This is a genomic window from Hymenobacter sp. BT559 (assembly GCF_016427535.1).
In the GTDB taxonomy this organism is placed as follows: Bacteria; Bacteroidota; Bacteroidia; order Cytophagales; family Hymenobacteraceae; genus Hymenobacter.
On sequence record NZ_JAELXV010000003.1, the window covers coordinates 469,001 to 488,076 of the forward strand.

16 protein-coding genes and 1 pseudogene are annotated in these 19,076 nt (G+C 59.0%); 10 read left to right on the forward strand and 7 right to left on the reverse strand.

What is annotated here, in order from left to right:
- The first annotated feature begins 60 nt into the window (after positions 1–60).
- Together msrB and sdaAA are read left to right on the forward strand one after the other, a co-directional pair.
- Complete coding sequence (msrB, locus tag JAO77_RS12755) at positions 61–519, forward strand: peptide-methionine (R)-S-oxide reductase MsrB (protein ID WP_198990752.1); 459 nt, start codon at positions 61–63, stop codon at positions 517–519.
- Positions 520–624: 105 nt separating this feature from the next.
- A complete protein-coding gene (gene sdaAA, locus JAO77_RS12760) occupies positions 625–1,521 on the forward strand; it encodes an L-serine ammonia-lyase, iron-sulfur-dependent, subunit alpha (RefSeq protein ID WP_198990753.1) in 897 nt (298 codons plus the stop codon).
- A 6-nt stretch (positions 1,522–1,527) separates the two neighbouring features.
- Here the strand turns inward: sdaAA and JAO77_RS12765 are convergent, their stop codons facing one another.
- The 4 genes from JAO77_RS12765 to ispF all read right to left on the reverse strand — a co-directional run bounded on the left by JAO77_RS12765 (position 1,528) and on the right by ispF (position 6,369).
- A complete protein-coding gene (locus JAO77_RS12765) occupies positions 1,528–2,592 on the reverse strand; it encodes a hypothetical protein (RefSeq protein ID WP_198990754.1) in 1,065 nt (354 codons plus the stop codon).
- A 27-nt stretch (positions 2,593–2,619) separates the two neighbouring features.
- Entirely contained in the window at positions 2,620–4,002 is a 1,383-nt protein-coding gene (locus JAO77_RS12770) for a lactate utilization protein B (protein WP_198990755.1), read from the reverse strand.
- A gap of 94 nt (positions 4,003–4,096) precedes the next feature.
- Positions 4,097–5,821: a M28 family peptidase gene (locus tag JAO77_RS12775; RefSeq protein ID WP_198990756.1), complete on the reverse strand. Its 1,725-nt coding sequence runs from the start codon at positions 5,819–5,821 to the stop codon at positions 4,097–4,099.
- A 68-nt stretch (positions 5,822–5,889) separates the two neighbouring features.
- Positions 5,890–6,369 carry a 2-C-methyl-D-erythritol 2,4-cyclodiphosphate synthase gene (ispF, locus tag JAO77_RS12780; RefSeq protein ID WP_198990757.1) on the reverse strand — a complete coding sequence of 160 codons (480 nt, stop codon included), beginning with the start codon at positions 6,367–6,369 and terminating at the stop codon, positions 5,890–5,892.
- A gap of 311 nt (positions 6,370–6,680) precedes the next feature.
- Between ispF and JAO77_RS12785 the strand changes: the two genes are divergently transcribed.
- The 5 genes from JAO77_RS12785 to JAO77_RS12805 all read left to right on the forward strand — a co-directional run bounded on the left by JAO77_RS12785 (position 6,681) and on the right by JAO77_RS12805 (position 14,040).
- On the forward strand, positions 6,681–7,295 hold the full coding sequence (locus JAO77_RS12785) for a TetR/AcrR family transcriptional regulator (RefSeq protein WP_198990758.1): 615 nt from the start codon (positions 6,681–6,683) through the stop codon (positions 7,293–7,295).
- Between the two features lie 47 nt (positions 7,296–7,342).
- A complete protein-coding gene (locus JAO77_RS12790) occupies positions 7,343–9,010 on the forward strand; it encodes a TolC family protein (protein ID WP_198990759.1) in 1,668 nt (555 codons plus the stop codon).
- A gap of 24 nt (positions 9,011–9,034) precedes the next feature.
- Positions 9,035–10,168 (forward strand): efflux RND transporter periplasmic adaptor subunit, encoded by a 1,134-nt coding sequence (locus JAO77_RS12795; protein WP_198990760.1) that lies wholly within the window; start codon positions 9,035–9,037, stop codon positions 10,166–10,168.
- A gap of 29 nt (positions 10,169–10,197) precedes the next feature.
- Positions 10,198–13,638 (forward strand): efflux RND transporter permease subunit, encoded by a 3,441-nt coding sequence (locus JAO77_RS12800; protein WP_198990761.1) that lies wholly within the window; start codon positions 10,198–10,200, stop codon positions 13,636–13,638.
- Between the two features lie 129 nt (positions 13,639–13,767).
- Positions 13,768–14,040, forward strand: a complete 273-nt coding sequence (locus JAO77_RS12805; protein ID WP_198990762.1) for an acyl carrier protein — start codon at positions 13,768–13,770, stop codon at positions 14,038–14,040.
- A gap of 589 nt (positions 14,041–14,629) precedes the next feature.
- Here JAO77_RS12805 and JAO77_RS24380 read toward each other — a convergent pair.
- Positions 14,630–14,989: pseudogene (locus tag JAO77_RS24380) on the reverse strand (YkvA family protein); the annotation flags it as partial.
- A 149-nt stretch (positions 14,990–15,138) separates the two neighbouring features.
- Entirely contained in the window at positions 15,139–15,834 is a 696-nt protein-coding gene (locus JAO77_RS12815; protein ID WP_198990763.1) for a C40 family peptidase, read from the reverse strand.
- Positions 15,835–16,153: 319 nt separating this feature from the next.
- On the opposite strand from JAO77_RS12815, the gene JAO77_RS12820 reads away from it, so the two are divergent.
- Positions 16,154–16,474 carry a hypothetical protein gene (locus tag JAO77_RS12820; protein ID WP_198990764.1) on the forward strand — a complete coding sequence of 107 codons (321 nt, stop codon included), beginning with the start codon at positions 16,154–16,156 and terminating at the stop codon, positions 16,472–16,474.
- A 67-nt stretch (positions 16,475–16,541) separates the two neighbouring features.
- On the opposite strand, the gene JAO77_RS12825 is transcribed toward JAO77_RS12820, so the two are convergent.
- Positions 16,542–17,273: an SDR family NAD(P)-dependent oxidoreductase gene (locus tag JAO77_RS12825; protein ID WP_198990765.1), complete on the reverse strand. Its 732-nt coding sequence runs from the start codon at positions 17,271–17,273 to the stop codon at positions 16,542–16,544.
- 161 nt (positions 17,274–17,434) lie between these two features.
- Between JAO77_RS12825 and JAO77_RS12830 the strand changes: the two genes are divergently transcribed.
- On the forward strand, positions 17,435–18,166 hold the full coding sequence (locus JAO77_RS12830) for a YetF domain-containing protein (protein ID WP_198990766.1): 732 nt from the start codon (positions 17,435–17,437) through the stop codon (positions 18,164–18,166).
- Between the two features lie 115 nt (positions 18,167–18,281).
- Entirely contained in the window at positions 18,282–19,031 is a 750-nt protein-coding gene (locus tag JAO77_RS12835; RefSeq protein ID WP_198990767.1) for a hypothetical protein, read from the forward strand.
- The last annotated feature ends 45 nt before the right edge of the window (positions 19,032–19,076 follow it).

A 19,076-nucleotide genomic window follows, 5' to 3' on the forward strand; every position in this document is an offset into this window, starting at 1 on the left:
CTCTGCGCGGTGTCCTGCGTTTTACCTAAGTATATCCCCTGCCTCTAAAACCAACCCGAGATGCAAACCTGGAACGACGTTATTCGCCTGGCCAACCACGGCGCCCCCGAGCCGCCCCGTCGCGTAGAAAAAACCAATGCCGAATGGAAGCAAGAGCTCACGCCGCAGCAATACCACGTCACGCGTGAGCACGGCACCGAGCGCGCTTTTACTGGCGAGTACTGCGAGGCCCACGAGGCCGGCCTCTATGCCTGCGTGTGCTGTGGCACCCCACTCTACGACTCGCGCACCAAGTTTGAGAGCGGCACTGGCTGGCCCAGCTTCACGCAGCCAGTCGAAGAGAACGCGATTAAGTACAAGAAAGACACCAGCTATGGCATGGTGCGCGTGGAAGTGCTCTGCAACGTATGCGACGCCCACCAGGGCCATGTGTTCCCCGACGGTCCCGCCCCGAGCGGCCTGCGCTTGTGCATCAACTCGGCCAGCATCAAGCTGGTAACTGAGAAAGCACCCGCCTAGGTAGCTAGCCAACCAGGTAAACGCCCGTCATGTCTCAGCAAGCTCAGCATGACGGGCGTTTTATCTTTGTGCCTCTTCTCTGTTCCCTGCCTCACTCCACCCACCATGTCGCTCCTTTTTACCGATTTCGCCTCCTGGCAGGCGCACTGCGCCGCCACCGGCGAGCCGCTTTTTCAGCCCGTGCTGGCCTACGAAATCGAGCAGAAAGGGGCCGCTGAGGCCGACATTTGGCCCGGTTTGCAACGCGCCTACGACGTAATGCGCGACGCTGTGCACACCGGCCTGACGGGCGACATGACTTCGCGCTCGGGCATGATAAATAACGGGGCCAAGAAGATTGCGGCCTCGCCTGTTACAGTGCTATCGCCCGAGTTCAAAAATCTAGTGGTGAGCGCCCTAGGGGCCAAGGAAGTGAACTCGTGCATGGGCCGCGTAGTGGCCGCGCCCACTGCTGGCGCGTCGGGTATTTTGCCGGGCGTGCTCACTACCATTCAAAATATCCACCACCTGCCCGACCAGAAAATCCTGGAGGGCCTGCTGGTGGCGGCGGGTATTGCGCTTATTATCGAGCAGAATGCCTCGCTGGCCGGCGCCGTGGGCGGCTGCCAGGCCGAAACTGGCTCGGCCGCTGCTATGGGCTCCGGGGCCATTGTGTACTGCCTAGGTGGCACCGTGGAGCAAGTTTTTGCCGCCGTGGCCATCACCATTCAGTGCATGCTCGGGCTGGTGTGTGACCCCGTGGCGGGCCTCGTAGAGGTGCCCTGCGTGGTGCGCAATGCCTCAGCGGCGGCCATCGCATTTTCGTCGGCTCAGATTGCCATTGCGGGCGTCGACCCGGTTATTCCCGTTGACCAGTGCGTGGCGGCCCTGGGCGAGGTGGGCCAAAGCATGGAAACCCGCTATAAGGAAACCGCCCTAGGTGGCCTGGCCAACACCCGCCGCGGCCGTGAGATTGAGAAGATGGTGTTGGTGCAGGATGTCAACATCTTGCCCGATGAGTAAGGCGGCTTAGTGCAGCGAGCCCATAGCCGGCGCAAACAGCAGCTGGCTCATAAAGCCTAGGGCGCTGTCGTACAGCTGGCGCCGCTCCTGGTATTGCTGCCAGGCTTCTTCTTCGTCGGGCCGCAGGGGTAGGCCTGCTTCTTGCATTTCCTGCCAGGCTTTGGCGAACTTCTGGCGGTCGGGTGAAGCTTCCTTAATCTCTTCTTTTGTGCGCAATTCGGCCGGCTCGGTTTCGACTTTGTGGTTGAAAAAGCGGTGAATGCGGTTGAGGGCTAGCACCCCAGCCGTAAACGTTAGCTCTACCTGTCGCGAGCGGGGCACGTCGAGTGCCGAGAACAGCAGGTTGGCCGTATCGAGCACCAGCCCGGCCGCCGTAACCCAGGAGCGCCCTGCTTGAGGCGAGCGAAAAAAGGCCAACACCGGCAGCGAGGTGTGGCTTTCGTCAATCTCAACCAGCCACTCTTCCCAAGCCAGCCATTGGTCGTCGTCGTTGCTGAAGTTGCCATCGTGGCCCAGCCAGCGCAGCAGCCCGCTAGCCGTGGCCGGAACGCCCGCGCGCAGCTCTATCTGAGCCACCACGATTTCGCGCCGCGAAAAAGCCTGGTAGATAGTAGGTAGATAAGAGATGAGCAGCGTGAGCAGCAATAAGCCAATGGTGGCCTCCGAGTAGCTGAAGACGTTGATGGCAAAACCTGCTTCCGATGTAGTACCTAGGGTGAGCAACGAGCTGCCACTCAGCTCATAGCTCTTGGTAAAGCCATCGACACCGAGCGCCCAGTAAATGCCGGTGTAGCCGATGCCCACCAATGCCAACCACCCAATAGGCAGGGCCACCAATCCTACCGGCGCGTAGTGCGCTAAGATGCGGTCGCGGTGCGCATAGGTATTGGCGCGGCGCGCCGCAAAGTCAAACAAGGCTCGCACACCGCCAAAGACGAAGGCATTGAGCCGCACGGACTCGTTGCGTGGTAGCACAAACGAGCGGATGGCCCCCGATACGGTAGTGATAATGAGCCAGCCGCCGGCTATTCCGGCCAGTACGCGCAGGGCGTACTCAACAGTTGAAGACATGGCCCCTTGTACGGAGCCGCTGAGGTTCTAGCTGCTATGGCTGGCCTTCCATAGTTCCCGGAATGACTTGTCGGCCACTTTCAGGCTCTCGCGGCGCTTGCGCCAGCCCGCTTGGTCGAGCAGGTAGCCTAGGCTGAAATCCTTGAGGCGGCCGGGCAGGATGTCGAGCGCCCAGCGGTGGCGCATGCTCCAGCGCCAGAGGCCGATGGCGATTCTCTCAACCCGGGCATTGTGACCCTCGCTTACGCTCTCCTGGCGGTTGAGCAGTAATAAGTTGTGCAGGTTGATGCGCACCGGGCACACGCTGGTGCACGCCCCGCACAAGCTGCTGGCGAAGCTCAGGTGCTGGTGCTCCTTTAGCCCACTCAGGTGCGGGCTGATAACTGAGCCGATGGGCCCCGAATAGGTAGTTTCGTAGGTGTGGCCGCCGATGTTTTTGTACACCGGGCACACGTTGAGGCAGGCGCCGCAGCGGATGCAGCGCAGCGCCTCGCGGCGGTCGGGGCGGGCCAGCAGATTGGTGCGGCCGTTGTCGAGCAAAATCACGACCATCTCCTCCGGGCCATCGGGCTCACCAGGCTGCCTAGGTCCCAAGTACACCGTGTTGTATACCGTTACCTGCTGGCCAGTGCCACTGGTGCTGAGCAAGGGCCAAAACAGGTCGAGGTCGGTGAGCTGCGGAATCAGCTTCTCGATGCCGACCACCGCAATGTGCAGCTTGGGGAAGGTGGCCGACAGGCGGGCGTTGCCCTCGTTCTCGGTCACGGCCACGCCGCCCTCTTTGGCAATCAGGAAGTTGCCGCCCGTGATGCCTACCTCAGCCGCCGTGTATTTGTCGCGCAGCAAGTGGCGCGCCGTAAGCACCAGCTGCTGCGCATCGTCGGTATGCTCAATGCCGAGGTGCTTGACAAAGATGTTGGCGATGTCGGCCTTGCTCAGGTGCATGGCCGGCGTCACGATGTGGTAAGGCCGCTCGCCGTTGAGTTGTACAATGTACTCGCCTAGGTCGGTTTCTACCGACTCCACGCCCCGGCTCTGCAAATACTTGTTGACGTGGATTTCCTCGGTGGTCATGCTCTTGGCTTTCACCACCGTGCGGGCTTGGCGCGCCTCGGTGAGGCGGCCTATTTCATCCAGCGCTTCCTGGGCATTTTGGGCCCACACCACGCGCCCGCCGCGGGCCGTGAAGGCAGCTTCAAACTGTAACAGGTACTCGTCGAGCTTTTCCAGCACGCCGGCCTTGAGGTAGGCGGCGCGGGCGCGAGCTAGCTCGTGCTGCTCGTAGAGCTGCATGCCAGCGCTCACCGCCGCATCGTATTTGCCGATGTTGAAGCGGATTTTGCGACGGTGTTCGAGGTCGAAGGCTTTAGCTTCGGCGTCAGTCTGGAAGGCAGTGGCTTTAGTTAGCATAGGCTTCCCGCAGGGTTAGCAGGGTATGGCATAAAGTTTCGCAAAGACAGCCAGAAAACCTGCGCCTTACTCTGCTAACTCTGCGGGAAATTACTTAAGGTTTGTTCGAATCTACCACCGGCCGCTCGTCGCGGTTGGCTAGTTCCCAAGCAGTGTAGAACACGAGCCGCGCCCGCGCTTCCATCTTGCCAAACTCAATCTTGTCGATTTCGTCGCTCGCTTCGTGGTAGTCGGCGTGCACGCCGTTGAAGAAAAACGCCACCGGCACCTTGTGCACCGCAAAGTTGTAGTGGTCCGAGCGGTAGTAAAAGCGGTTGGGGTCGTTGGGGTCGTTGAAGCGGTAGTCGAGGTCGAGCTTGGTGTACTTCTGGTTGGCGGCTTCCAGCACGCTGTGCAACTGCGACGACAGCTTGTCCGAACCAATGACGTATACGTAGTCGGCCTTGCCCTCGTGGGCCACATCTGTGCGGCCTATCATGTCGATGTTGAGGTCCGTAATGGTGTTAGCCAGCGGAAAAACCGGGTGGTTGGCGTAGTACTCCGAGCCCAGCAGGCCTTTCTCCTCGCCCGTGTTGGCCAGGAATAATATGCTGCGGCGCGGCCCGTGCCCCGCGTGAGCAGCCTTGGTAAACGCCTCAGCAATAGCCAGCATACCGGTTGTGCCCGAGCCATCGTCGTCGGCGCCGTTGTACACCTTGCCGCCGATAATACCTAGGTGGTCGTAGTGCGCCGATACCACCAAAACCTCGTCCTTCTTATCGGTGCCGGGCAAGAAGCCCAGCACGTTTTCGGTGCCCACCGCCGAGCGCTCCTGCGGCGCGCTGATAGTGAACTTGACCGGCTTGAACTTGCTGGCTACCGGTGCCTTAGCAGCGGCCGTGGCAGCGGCATAGCTGCGCAATGCCGCGTCGGAGGCACCTAGGAGCTTGAGACCTACAGCCGGCGACACGAAAAACGACGGCGCCCGGCCGCCACCCTGCTCGGCTGCCGCAATAATGGGCTGCATCACGCGCGGGGCCAGCCGCTCCTCCATCTTCTCAAATGCCAGGGCCGGCTCGGTGCTGATGAAGAACACGCTGCGGGCGCCTTTCTGCGCCGCCAGCGCGGCCTTAGCCCGGAAATCAACGCTCCACTTAGTGGCGCTGCCATCGGAGCTCAGCACCGATTTGCCATCGGTGGTGCGAGGCTCGCCCAGCAGCATCACTAGGTCTTTGCCTTGCACGTCGCGCCCGGCGTAGTCAGAATAGGTGCCCTGCTCGATGCCGTAGCCCACAAACACCGGCTGCACCGCCGTGGCCTGCTGAAAAGGCGAGCGCCCAAACGCATAGAAGTCTTTAAGCCAAGCATACGCCTTGCCACCCACCGTAAGCGTGCCACCTTTCTGCCAGGCGCTGCGCTCTAGGCTAAAGGTTTGCAGGTACGGGTTGGCCGTGTTGGCGGTCACGGGCGCTACCAAGCTATCGGCCCGGAACTGCTGGGTGATGTATTCGGCGGCCATCTTCTGGCCTTTGGTGCCGGTTTCGCGGCCTTCGTACTCGTCGGAGGCCAGCACCGAGAGGTCGCGCCGCAGTTTGTCCTGCGTAATGTAGCGCTCAGCATACACCGTAGCGTAGTCGGCCGCTGGCAGGGGCGCCACCGGCACCGAGCCATGCGGCGCAATGCCACCATCAGTAGGTTTAGCCGCTGGCTTTTTAGTAAGCTTGGTTTTTGTCTTGGTCTTGACCTTCACCGCGCCCGGCGTTTGGGCAGCTAGGGTAGCCGGCAGCGCCAGGGCAGCGAGCAGCAACAGGGGGTATTTCACCAGTTTAGAAGTTATCATAGAAGTAGGTCTGTCATGCTGCGCCACGCTCAGCCCGGCAAACGTCTTTTGATTATTAAAATCGATACCTAGGCTTTCGTAATCAGTACGGTGGCATAAGCCGCTACGCCTTCTTGCCGGCCCACGAAACCAAGCTTCTCGGTAGTAGTGGCTTTGATGGAAATGTCGTCCTCGTCCACGCCCATCACCTGGGCCAGCACCGTGCGCATGGCCGGGATGTGCGAGTTCACCTTGGGCCGCTCGAGGCAGATGGTCGAGTCGATGTTGCCGACTTCGTAGCCTTTCTCGCGCAAGATGCGCATGACCTCGGCTAGCAGCTTTTTACTGTCGATGCCTTTGTACTGCGGGTCGGTATCGGGGAAGTGGAAGCCGATGTCGCGCAGGTTAGCCGCGCCCAGCAGCGCGTCGCAAATGACATGGATGAGCACGTCGGCATCGGAGTGGCCTAGGGCGCCGTAGGTGTGCGGCACCTCAATGCCGCCGAGCCAGAAGGGGAGGCCCTCGCGGAGCTGGTGAACGTCGTAGCCGAAGCCAACGCGAATTTTCATGGAGTTGAAGTGGAATAGCGAAACCACAAAGGTATTGGCCCGTGCCTAGGCCAGCGGCAAACTGATAATCACTAAAAAATAGGTAAAAGAATATGGTAATAATTAAACTAATAATATTAGCTTTGTGCAGCTAATAAAAGTAGTTGGCGCAAGCTGGCTTGCAACCTAGCTGAAAAAATAATGAACCGGCTTAAAGTAATCGGCTGGCCACCGCGTCAGGTGAGCTGATTGAACCAGACGAGCAGCGCCAAAGAAACTTTGGAAACTTTGAACTCGATAATAGTTTCCGCTGTATCTTTGCCATGCCAATCATGGAAACGAAGGACCGAATTCTGACCCGCGCTGCTGCACTGTTTTTGCGCAACGGCATCAAGAGTGTGAGCATGGACGACATCGCTGCTGACCTCGGCATGTCGAAGAAAACGTTATATAAAACCTTTGCCAGCAAGGATGAGATAGTGATGGCCGTGATGTCGGGGCACCTCTGCCAGGCGCAGGGCGAGTGCACCCGGGTAGCGAGCGCCGCCGCCAATGCTGTGGAGGAAATGCTAACGCTATCGGCCTGGGCCGACAAGGAGTTTAGCAACGTGCATCCCAGCATTTTCTACGACCTCAAGAAGTACCACCCCGATGCCTGGACTTTGTTCTCCACCCATAAAAACGCCTTCATTCTTGACCAGATAACCCAGAACCTGCGGCGCGGCATTGCCGAAGGGTTGTTTCGGGCTGACCTCGACGTGGAAGTGCTGGCCCGCCTCAACCTGGTGCAGATAGAGCTGGCCTTCGACCCCGATATCTACCCACCCGCACAGTTTAGCCCACTGCGGGTAAACCGGGTGTTCGACGAGCATTTTCTGCTGGGCGTGGCTACGCTAAAAGGGCACCGGCTTTTTAACAAGTACCGTCAGATTACGGAAGAAGAATAACGGTTTCTCCTGAGATTTTACCCAGACGTTCTGTCTCTCACATTTTTATGAAGAACGCATTAACCAAGGCGTTGCTGGCTGGCCTAGCCCTAGGGGCGGGCGCCCCCACCTTGGCGCAGACCCCCGCCCCAGCCACGCCGGCGAACCCGGCCGGCCAGGGCCCCATGGCCATAAGCCTGAGCCAAGCCGTGCGCTACGCCGTGCAAAACAAGCCTAGCCTGCTGGCTACCCGCCTGGCCGAGCAAACCGCCAAGGCAAAAGTAGGCGAAGTAAAAAGCCAAGGTTTGCCGCAGGTAAACGTGGCGGCTAACCTAGCCGATAACTTCAAGCTGCAAAGGTCGTTGCTGGATGCGGGTGCCTTTTCGGGCCCCACGCTGAGCGGTACTACTCTCACGCCGGGCGACATAGCAGCGGCATCGGCTGGCCAAAGCGTGACATTACCGCCGGCTTATGGGGCACCTGTATCGGCGCCGCCCCAGGCTATTGCCTTCGGCTTGCAGTATGCGGGCAACACCTCAGCTTCGTTTTCGCAAATGCTGTTTGATGGCTCGTACCTAGTAGGCCTGCGGGCGGCTAGGGTGTACGAGGAGCTGGCTAAAAAGCAGACCCAGCAGGCCGAAATCGACGTAATCGAGCAAGTAAGCAAGGCCTACTACAGCACGCTGGTAGCCCGCGCCCGCCTGGCCCTGCTGGCCCGCAACGTGCAGCGCCTCGATACGCTGCTGTACCAAACCGATAAGACGTTCAAGGCCGGCTTTGCCGAAAAGCTCGACGTGGACCGCTTGCGCGTGCAGCGCAACAACTTAGTGGTGGAGCAGCAGAAAGCGCAGCGCCTCACCGAAGTAAGCGTGGCGCTGCTTAAGTTTCAGATGGGTTTGCCGCAGGCGCAAAACGTGCAGCTTACCGACTCGCTCGGCGCGGCCGTGGTCGATGCCGGGGCGCTGCGCCAGCGCCTAGGGGTAGCCAATTTCAACACTGGCGGCGGCGACCAGAGCCTCGGCCAAGTACCCACGGTGGCCGCGCCCACCACCGGCCAGGCGCCCACTACGGCGCCCGTAGCCAATAATACCGGCCAGCCCACGCAGGCCAATGCAGCGTTTAACTACAACAACCGCATCGAGTTTTCGACCCTCGAAACGCAGCAGGCGCTGGCTGGCCTCGACCTAGCCAACCGCCAGCGGGGTGCCTACCCGCGCCTGAGCCTCACGGCTGCCTATGGCTTCACGGGCTCGGCCAAGTCGGCGCGCGACTTATTTGCCTTCCGCGGCCCTGAGTCGGTTAACGGGCAAGGCCTACTCAACCAAAACTGGTTTGGCTTTGGCAACGTGGGCCTGGCCCTGAACGTGCCGGTGTTCGACGGCTTCCGCCGCAAGTACCAGGTGCAGCAGGCGCGCTTGCAGCAGAAGACCATTGAGCACGGCTTCGAAACGCTGCGCCAAAGCATTGATTTGCAAGATGCCCAAAGCCGCGCCACGCTCGTGAATGCCCTCGACGTGCTCGACAACCAGCAGGCCAACCTAACGCTGGCCGCCGATGTAGCCCGGGTGTCGAAAATCAAATTCCAGGCTGGCGTGGGCTCCAACGTGGAGCTGATAACGGCCGAAACGGACCTGCGCCAAGCCCAAACCAACTACTACGCTGCCATTTACGATGTGCTGGTGGCCAAGGTAGACCGCGACAAAGCCACCGGCGAGCTGTACCAGCAGGCCAAGTAATTCTCTTTGAAAGCTAGTAACCTCATGAACCTGAATACCGCTCGTTACTCCCTGCTCGCCGCCACGCTTTTCCTCGCTTCGTGCGGCGGGGGCGACAAAGACCCCAACGCCGAGCTGGCTAAGCTCAAGGCCGAGCAGGCCGCGACCCAGGCCAAAATAGCCGACCTAGAAGCCAAAACCGGCTCGGCCAAAGCCGCCGAAGCCAACTCGGCCGTGCCCGTGTCGGTAATTAAAGTAGCGCCCCAAAACTTCGCGGGCTACCTCGAAGTGCAGGGCCGCGTTGATTTTGACCAGAACGCCACTGTGGGCGCGCGGGCGGCCGGCACGCTCACCAGCGTGCGTGTGCAGCGCGGCGACCAGGTGCGCAAAGGCCAAGTGCTGGCCACCGTAGATGCCAGCATCCTGGACGCCAACATTGCCGAGCTACGCACGCGCATGGACCTGGCTAAGACGGTTTACGAAAAGCAGGCCGGCCTCTGGAAGCAGCAGATTGGTACCGAGGTGCAGTACCTGCAAGCCAAGAATAACTATGAGGCCTTGCAGCGCAACCTAGGTAGCCTCAACCAGCAAAAAGCTCTCTACAACGTGGTGGCCCCCTACGCCGGCGTGGTCGACAACGTGCTGCCGAAACTGGGTGAAACGGTAGCGCCCGGCGCACCGGTGGTGCAGCTCAATAGCGGCCGGGGCGGCAAAGTACTCGCCGATGTATCAGAAGCTTACGCGGGCAGCATCAAGGCTGGCGACAAGGCCCTGGTAGCCCTGCCCGACATGGGCAGCGAAGAAATCGAGAGCACTGTGCGCACCGTGAGCCGCACCATCTCGGCCACCAGCCGCACCTTCACCGTGGAGCTACGCCTGCCCAGCAACGTGGCCGCCCGCCTGCGCCCCAACATGGTAGCCACCGTGCGCATCAAAAACTACGGCAACAACAACGCCACCGTGCTGCCAGTCGACCTCATTCAGCACGACGAGGAAAACGCCTACGTGCTGGTGGTGAACAACGAAGGCGGCAAGCCCGTGGCTGCCAAGCGCGTCATCAAAACCGGCCAGACTTACAACGGCAAGCAAGAAGTACTAAGTGGCCTAAAAGCAGGCGACGAAGTGATTTCGGCAGGCTACCAGAACCTCAATGAGGGGCAGACGGTGAAAGTCGGCTAAGTACACTCCTCAACTAGCAACTACCTGTTATGCAAGATATTGAAAAGGAGTTTGGACCCACCAGTTGGTCCATTAATAACAAGACGAGTATTTACATCATCACCTTGCTCCTGACGGTGATGGGCATTTTTGCCTACATCAAGCTCGGCAAGGAGAAGTTTCCCGACATCGTGATTCCGCGCATCATCGTGGCTACGGTGTATCCCGGTACGTCGCCGACCGACATTGAAAACCTGGTGACGCGTCAGATTGAGAAAGAAATCAAGGGCGTAAACGGGGTTAAGAAAATCAACTCGACCTCGAACCAGGACTACTGTATTGTAGACGTAGAGTTTAAGTCGGGTATCGATGTGCAGGTGGCTAAGCAACTCATCAAGGATGCCGTAGATAAGGCCCGCACCGAGCTGCCCAACGACCTGCCCACCGAGCCCACGGTGCAGGAAGTCAACATCTCGGAGCAGCCGATTATGTACGTCAACCTGAGCGGCAACCTGCCGGCCTCGCAGCTCAAAAAGCTGGCCGACGACTTCCAGGATAAGATTGAGGCACTGCCCGAAATCACCCGCGTCGACATCGTGGGTGCCCTGGAGCAGCAGGTGAACGTAGACGTGGACTTGCAGAAGCTGCAAGCCTCGCAGCTGAGCTTTACGGACATTGAGAATTCCATCGCCCGCGAGAACATCACGGTGTCGGGTGGCTCTATCGACGTGGGCGACCAGAAGCGCGCTGTGCGCGTGGCCGGCCAGTACGTGAATGCCGCCGACATCGCCGACATCCAAATTAAGAACCTGCGCGGCGCTCCGGTGCGCCTAGGTGACATTGCCACCGTGCAAGACGCCTTTAAGGACCGCGAAAGCTATGCCCGCCTCGACGGCCAGCCCACCGTGACCCTGAACGTGGTGAAGCGCCAGGGCGAAAACCTGCTCGACGCCTCAGACAAGATTCACACCCTAGTGAAGGACGCCGAAGCCAGTCTGCCCAAAGGCACCAAAATCACGATTACGGGCGACTCGTCGAACGAAACCCGCAATACGCTGAATGACCTGATTAACACCATTATCATCGGCTTCCTTCTGGTGACCTTGATTCTGATGTTCTTCATGGGTACCACCAACGCGCTTTTCGTGGGCTTGTCGGTGCCGCTGTCGATGTTCTTGGCCTTCGTGATGCTGCCCATGTTTGGCTTCTCGCTGAACATGATTGTCCTCTTTGCCTTCTTGCTGGCCCTAGGTATCGTGGTAGACGATGCTATCGTGGTTATCGAAAACACGCACCGCCTGCTGCACGAGCACCCCAACCTGAGTACTGCTAAGGCGGCCAAATTCGCGGCCGGCGAGGTGTTCATTCCAGTACTGGCCGGTACGCTCACTACGGTGGCGCCGTTCGTGCCGCTCATGTTCTGGCCCGGCATTGTGGGCTCGTTCATGTTCTTCTTGCCGGTGACCCTAATTCTGACCCTAGGGGCTTCGCTCATCGTGGCGTTCATCATGAACCCCGTGTTTGCCGTGAGCTTCATGGAGCGCGAAGAGCACCTCGACCGTGTTGAAACGCCCAAGCTGACCCGCAACTTCCTGCTCGGCATGGGCGGGCTGGCGCTGGTAGCGCTAGCGGGCTACCTGGCCGGCTCCAAGTTCTTGGGCAACTTGATGGTGACCATCATCGTGCTCTGCTTCCTCGATAAGTACGTGTTTGTGTACATGATAGCTGGCTTCCAGCGCAGCATCCTGCCGCGTTTCCAGGATGGCTACGCTCGCCTCGTAGAGATTGTGGTGGGTGGTTCGGTGTGGCGCCAGGTGGGTATCATGCTAAGCTTGGTAGTGCTGTTTGTGGGTAGCATCATGGCCGTGGGCGCCCGCAAGCCCAAGGTGGACTTCTTCCCCAAAGGCGACCCCAAGTTCATTTACACCTACTTACGCATGCCAGTGGGCACCCGCGTAGAAGTAACCGACTCGGTAACTAAGATTCTCGAAAAGCGCGTGTACGGCGTTATTGGCCGTAACAACCCCGACGTAGAATCGGTGATTACCAACGTGGCCATCGGCGCCGGCGACCCCACTGAGGCTACCGCGTCGGGCGTGTCGCAGTCGCACCTAGGTAAGGTGGGCGTGGCCTTCAAAGAGCTGGCCGAGCAAACCGGCCCGGCTACTCATACCTACATGGATAAGATTCGGGAGGTAGTGAAAGGCATTCCCGGCGCCGAGGTGTCCGTTGACCAAGAAGCCAGCGGCCCGCCCCAGGGTAAGGAAGTAGCCATCGAAGTATCGGGCGACGACTACCCCAAACTGGCCGCCCTGAGCAAGAAAGTAGAGCGCTACGTCGATTCGCTGAAAATCGGTGGTATCGAAGACCTGCGCTCCGATTTGCAGGACCGCAACCCCGAAATTGGCGTGCGCATCAACCGCGTGCGGGCCAACCGCGAAGGCATCTCGACCGCCCAAATCGGCTCGGAAGTCCGCACGGCTATCTACGGCTTCGAGGCTAGCAAATTCAAGACCCCCGACGATGAGTACCCCATCCAGGTGCGCTACGCCAAGCCCTACCGCGACAACGTAGATGCCATCGTAAACTCGCCGCTCACCTTCCGCGACGCCACTGGCGCCGTGCGCCAGGTGCCTATTTCGGCCGTGGCCGATGTGAACTATGGCACTACCTACGGCGGTATCAAGCGCAAGGACACGCACCGCCTCATCACGATTAGCTCCAACGTGCTCAACGGCTTCACTGGCCCCGATGTGGTGGCCAACGTGCAGCGCGCGCTCAAAAGCTTCCCCACACCGCCCGGCTACACCGTGCGCATGGGTGGCGCCCAGGAAGACCAGAAGGAAACCAGCGACTTCCTAGGGGTGGCTGCTATTGGCGCCATCGCCCTCATCTTCTTGGTGCTCGTGACGCAGTTCAACTCGGTAGCTAAGCCGCTCATCATCCTCACCGAAGTTATCTTCTCTATCATCGGCGTAATGCTCGGCCTCGCCATCACGGGCATGAATATCTCCATCGTAATGACGGGGGTAGGTATTATCGCCCTAGCTGGTATTGTGGTGAAGAATGGCATCTTGCTGGTGGAATTCACCGACATGCTGCGGGCCCAGGGCATGAACCTGCACGACGCCCTTGTGCTGGCCGGCCGCACCCGTCTCAACCCGGTTATTCTCACGGCTACGGCCGCCATCCTAGGTCTGATTCCGCTGGCTATCGGCCTGAACATCGACTTCTACGAGCTCTTCAACTCGGGCCACCCACACTTCTTCCTAGGTGGCGAGTCGGTGGTGTTCTGGGGCCCGCTGGCCTGGACCATCATTTTCGGGTTGTCGTTTGCAACCCTTGTGACCCTGCTGGTAGTCCCGGTAATGTATCTGCTCAATGAGAAGATACAAGCGGCCTTTACCGGGCGCGATGTTAACAGCCCGCCACCTTCGGTTCCAGCCGACCGTGAGGAGGTAGAAGCTGCTACGCCGCCCGTGCTGGCCTAGTTCTTGTGGTAAGTTGATTGCCGGGTGTGGAGAGGTACTTGTCTTCCTAACAAGCGCCGCTCGATGCTCGGCAATCAATTTTAAAAAGGCATTCTCACCCGACGTTTCTGCAATTTTACACTTCTATCTATGTTCGCTGCTACTACCTCTGCCACCCAGGCTGCTTCCAAAAATATTGAGCAGCAAGTGCTTCGAATCATTAGCAAGCGCAAGGCCATCAAGGCGGTGCGCCTGCGTCGTACCGCTAGCCTCAGCCGCGACCTCCGCTTCGATACCGTTGACCTAGTCGACATCATTCTGGAGCTAGAGCGCAACTTCCACATCACCGTGCCCGATGAAGTTCCGTTTTACACCGTCGGCGACTTTGTGCGCTACGTCACGGCCCACGCCGCAGCGGCTTAGTTGTCTGAACCGCAGATTCGTCGGATTTATCGGATGAGGCGGATTTTGGAGCTAGTAGCTTACTTGTTCGTTAAATGCGTATTCATTAAAAAAGGCTGCCCTAGGGCAGCCTTTTTTGTGACTATACTAATCAATGAGGGTTGTCCTCAAAATCAGACTAATTCGATGAATCCGCGGTTCAGACCTAGCGGTCGTTGCCGCCCGTGTCGTTGCGCTGGCCAGTATTGCCATCGCGCGAGCCGTCGCTCACGTTGGCGATGTCATCAACGCCAGCCGACTTAGCCGACTCGTTGGTGGGCTCGGGTAGCGGGCCGTCGGGACCCACATCGCTGATGGGCTTGGTCGTAGAGGAGGTTGGCGAACCTAGACCTGCATCAGTGGCCGACTGGCCGGTGCCGGCCGGAGCGGTAGGGTAGTCGGTAGTGCCGGTGTTCTTAGCCGACTGGTTGGTGGTAGTTGACATAGCGAGTGCAGGGGTAGAGGGGCGGTTTTTGTAGATTTCTTCATCCGACACCACGGTAGCAGCCTTGGCCGTTTCCCAGGCGTGAAACTTGTCGAGCTCGTGCTTGATGGAGGTTGAAAACCACGCCACCAGCGCCATATCATCGAGCAGGCCCACTACCGGAATAAAGTCGGGAATCAGGTCAATCGGCGACAGAAAGTAGATGAGCACGGCTACCGCCGCTACCACTGTTGAGGTAGGCAGTTCGGTGTACTCGCCCGAGATGCTGAGCTTGATGAGCCGAAATAGGCTTTGCAGCGTGTCCCAGGCTTCGTGTGCCAGCGTGCCTAGCTCTTTCTTCTCACTAGCCTTTTGGTAAGCGTCAGTCAGAAGCTTCTTAAGCCGAGTGGGTTGCTGAATGTAGCTCTCGGCCGCAGCCAGAAACTTCTTGAAAAACTTGGACCCGGCCACATCGTTGCCGGAAGGGGGGGAGTTGTAAGTAGCCATGCGGAAAAAAGGGAATGCAAAGAGGCAAGCGGCGCCACCGCCGCCAGGGCTTAGTACTGCATTCGGGCCGGCAATGTTTTGGCTAACCAAAAACGGCCCTTAGCAGCGAGAGCTAAGGGCCGTTGAAAAGGCGAAAGTGCTAAGTATGACTAGTTGGCTAGTTGCACAGTAGCTGCTTCGAGCATCGCTTCGGCTTGGGGCACTTCGGTGCCTTCTACGCGGCCGGCAGCGTAAAAATTGCGGTGGTAGTAGGCTTGGTTGAGCGAGCTCACCATCACGCCGCCATTGGTGGCCGAGTGGGCAAACTTGCCGTCTTTCAAGTAGATGCCTACGTGGTAGATATTGCCCTTGCCGTGGCTGAAGAAGACAAGGTCACCAGCTTTCATCTCCGTCTTGGCCACGCGCTTGGCCGAGCCAAACATGGCCCGCGAGCTGTGCTTGAGGGTGATGCCGTACACCTTCTTGTAAACCTGCGTCACAAAGCCCGAGCAATCGGTGCCGCGGCGCGAGCTGGCGCCGTAGCTGTACGGCGTGCCAATCCAGTCAATCACGGTTTGGAGCAGGCTCTTGTTCTCGGTCTGGGTCAGCTTAAGACCTAGGGTTTGGCCATAGTAGCCGTAGGCCAGCGAGTCGCGGGTGGCCGTTACTAGTGCCGACTCGGGCGCGGCCGTGGGCTCATCGCCTTCGTTGCTGGGCAGCAGGCCCGAAAGCAGCGATGCTTCGGCTACGGCGGGCACAGCGTGGGTAGCAGTACCGGCCGAGGCCGAAGCATCGGGTGCTTTATCAAAGCAGAAGGAGAGAGCCAGGGAGGCAGCGGCGAGGCAACACAGCAGGGTATTCTTCATAGTCCGTTGGTTGGGGTGAGCACCGGCCAGTGCCATCGAGCTACTCGGCCGGGAAAAAAGGTGGTGACTGTTGCGCTAGGCGAAGCGGTAATTACCGCCAGAATTAGAGTGAGTAAAATGAAATCGAATGACTCAATTTTGGGTTGAGCTAAGAAATAGGCTCGGCCAAATCTAAGTCATAAAAAGTGATACAATTGAATGGAAAGCAATAAAAGTGCAAATTTTATTAGAAAAGTACCGTATTAAAGCAAAAATAACTGTTCAAGAGCCGTAACTATTACCAAATCAACCTCGTAGTTTCGCCCGAGTTTTGTACTTTATGGAGCCACGCACACTCGTTAATTCTCCGCTCGCCCGGGTGGCCCGGCTAGTGCTAGGCCGCGCCCCGCGGGTAGCTATGGTGCTAGGCCAGACGGTGCACCTAAGCGGCGCCACACGTGCCGAATTCTTGGCCGACCCTGAATGGGTGGCGCATGAGGAAGTGCACCTGCGCCAAGTGCGTGACCTAGGTCTGCCGCGCTTTTTGTGGCAGTACTTGGTAGAGTCGGCGCGAGTGGGCTACTACCAAAATAGGTTTGAGGTAGAAGCTCGCGAAGGCGCCCGGCTCTTCATGGAAAACCTAGCCAAAAAGGCGACCTAGGGCCAAAAAGAAAAGCCTAGGTCGCTTACCGCGACCTAGGCTTTCAAAAGGCGTAGTGACTAGCGTGTTAGAGCTGTGCCAAGCGGCCACCATCGACTACGAGCGTGGTGCCGTTGATGAAATTGGCCTCGTCGGAGGCTAGGAAGCAGATGGCGGCGGCCAGCTCGTCGGGAGTACCTATCTGGCCGGTTATCTTCTCGGTGCCGTTCTGCACGTTGGGGTTGCTGCGCAGCATGGGCGTTTCGACGGCTCCCGGCGCTACGCCCACAATGCGAGCCTGGGTGTAAGGAATTTCGAGGCTAAGGCCGCGAATGAGCGCCTCCGTAGCGCCTTTGCTAGCGGCGTAGGGCACCACGTTGGGGGTAGTTTGGAAGGCGTGCACCGAGCTGATGGCCACCACGGCGCCGCCCTGCATGTGCGGCACGCAGAGCTGGCAGAGCCGGAACAAGGCCCGCACGTTTACGCTCTGCACGCGGTCCCAATCGGCGGGGGCCATTTCGAGCAGGGGAGTGTAGGTCATCATGGCCGCGTCGTTTATCAGTACGTCGATGCGCTTAAATCGCGCCAGGGTGCGCTCCACGATGCGCACCAGGTCGGCGTCTTTGCCCACATCGGCTTTGATGAATAGTGCTTCGCTACCGCCAGCCTTTATCTCGGCCTCTACTTCGCGGCCTTCTTTGGCTTCGCGGCCTATGCAAATAACTGATGCCCCTTCGCGCCCTAGGCGCACAGCTGTGGCCCGGCCAATGCCGGAAGTGGCGCCCGTGACCAGGCAAACTTTATTCTGAAAACGGAACATATAACGAGTAGCAATAGTAGCGCTTAGTAGTTGCCTACCTAACGGTGGCGGCGACCTAGGGTTGTTCGGCTAAGGTGGGCTATTCGCCTAAAAAAGCAATTGCTAGCCAGTTTATGACGAGTAAGGCAGCCATTGGCCTGATGCGGTCGTAAAGAGGAGCTATGGTTTTATCTGCATTGCTCCTAGCGGCCGTTGAGCCCTTTTCACTAAAGCGGCTACTGATATCAGACGAGGCGCCCGTTAGCTTCCTGCTCGAAATCGTGCTGCGCAGCGTGCTTATGTTCTTGCTCACCGTGGGGGCACTGCGTATTTCGGGCAAGCGTGGGGTAAGGCAGCTCTCCCTGTTTGAGTTTGCGCTGATACTGGTGCTGGGTTCGGCTGCCGGCGACGCTACCATCTACCACGACACGCCCCTGCTACACGCGGTCGCTGTATTTGTAGTAATTATTGCCCTATATGTGCTTTTTAACTACTGGACCGATAAGTATCCCCGGGTAGAGCGCATGCTGGAGGGTGAGCCTGAGTTGATTGTTCAGGATGGTGAAATCGACTTGCCCGCTTTCAACAAAGCTAGCCTGACGGGACAGGAACTGAATGGCCAATTGCGGCAGCTGCAAGTGGAGCACCTAGGGCAGGTGCGGCGCCTATACATTGAAGCAACCGGTGAGATAAGTGTTTTTTTCTTTGAGCCCGAGCACGAGCGCCCCGGCCTACCTATTTGGCCCGAGATATATAAGCACCCCCTGTACGAATTGCCGAAGGCTGGCGCCTACGCCTGCCACGCCTGCGCCACCGTGCGCGAGCTGCCTGCTGGGCCAGTACCCACCCCGTGCCCACGCTGTGGCCGAGCCGATGGCTGGCTGCCTGTGTGCGCCACGCCCCGCATTACGTAAGCCCTAGGGCTAGCTCGGCCGCAACCCGCCAGCCACAACTTACGAATACTAACGCTTACTAGCCCAGCCGGGTCGGCAGGGCCTCTTAGTCCTTTCCCTTATCATCTTTTCGCTCATGGAACCTACTTCCCACCAGCCGTCTTACGGCTCTACTGGCGCCGCCAATACGCCTCATTCTGACAATACCTCGTCGGCCGATTCGAGCTTCTCGACTACAGCTGCGCACGCCACGGGCAGCAGCCCGTACCCAACCAATGCCTCGGCACCGCAGCCCGCCGCTAGCGGTGTAAAAGCTAAGCTTGACAACGCGCTCGAAAGCGGCAAAAAATGGCTCAACGATTCGGGCGTGGCCGAGCAAGCGCAGCAACTGCCCCAGAAAGCCAAAGACCTCAGCAACAAAGCCTGGACGGGCATTAGTGGCCTCACTACCACCCAAAAAGCAGTGGGTGTAGGCCTGCTGGCCGCCGGAGTAGCCTTCCTGGCCACACGCGGCAAGAGCAAGAAATCGGCCGGCGAGTACCGCGACCGCCCCCGCAAGTCGCCCTTCGACCACCAGCCCCACACCAAAGACGGCGACCACGCCTACGACCGCAAAGGCCAGCGCCCCTGGGGTGCCAGCCGCTATGGCTCAGGCTCCGCAGCAGCCGGCAAGCCCCGCGTAAGCTCGGGCAGCGGCTACACGTCGTCGCCTTCTTCGTCGCACAGCAATGACCTAGGGCGCCAGGCCCCGGCCAGCCGCCACCAAGATGCCCCGGCCTCTGGCCAGCGCCGCGACCAAGGCCCCGCCTCGGGCAGCCGCTACGACGCAGGTACCTCGGGTGGCCAAAACCCGAATAACCTCGACCAGCTCAATAGCGCATATTAATGATTAATTATTAAGGGTTAATTGTTAATTTCTCTCCATGAGCCA